The organism is Neisseria sp. P0009.S007, from assembly GCF_051962515.1.
This window is the reverse complement of record NZ_JBQCVF010000789.1, coordinates 1-699: the sequence shown is the minus strand read 5'-3', so window position 1 is coordinate 699 and position 699 is coordinate 1. Positions and strand designations below refer to the sequence as shown.

Annotated in this window: 1 protein-coding gene and 1 pseudogene; both read right to left on the bottom strand. The window is 49.8% G+C overall.

Going from position 1 to position 699, the window contains the following annotated elements; translation table 11 throughout:
* A pseudogene (locus ACTHS3_RS16380) lies at nt 1-215 on the bottom strand (magnesium/cobalt transporter CorA); the annotation flags it as partial.
* 103 nt (nt 216-318) lie between these two features.
* A partial coding sequence (locus ACTHS3_RS16375; protein WP_440368557.1) for a glutamate--cysteine ligase occupies nt 319-699 on the bottom strand: 381 nt, incomplete at its 5' end.

The following is a 699-nucleotide window of genomic DNA, read 5'->3' as shown; positions in this document are numbered from 1 at the left end:
ATGCCGACAAAATGCAGCCAGTTGATTTGACCTTCTTGCGGGCGGGCAATATCGGGCAAGTTTTTTCCGGCAAGATAATCATGCTGAACAAAGGTATCGGCGGAATATAAGGTTTGGTGGATGGCAGAACGCGGCGCATTGTCGGTATTGCTGCGCTGCATGGTTTGGTCTTGCAGATTGTCGGTTGTCTCAACTGGATTGGCTGGTTTGCTCATAAAAATAAATCATGTTTTTTTTAGTTAGAATGAATTGTACAGACAGAAAAGGCCGTCTGAAAACTAATTTTCAGACGGCCTGACAATATCGATCAACGTTTTATTAGGCTTGAGGCGCGGTTTTCTCCAGCTCCAATGCGGCAGCAAGCAAGGACAGGCGCGCCATTACGCCGTAAACGTAGAGGCGGTTGTGTTCGTTGTCCACGTCGCAGTCTTTTTCGGAGCGTGGCATGCCGAGCGAGTCCCATTGTTCAAATACGCGCTTGCAGGCTTCGGGCGCTTCTTGGGAATTGTCGCCACTGCCGGTGGGAATGCTGTTGGACAGTGGCACAAATACCATACCGCCGGCGTTGAGGTTTTCGTCTGCACCACGGCCTTCGTGTACACGGAAAAAACCACCGATTACGAAACGGTCCATCATATACACAACGGGTTCGCACACGGCACCATCCATGGTTTCGTAGGTATAAATACCTTCTTGGAC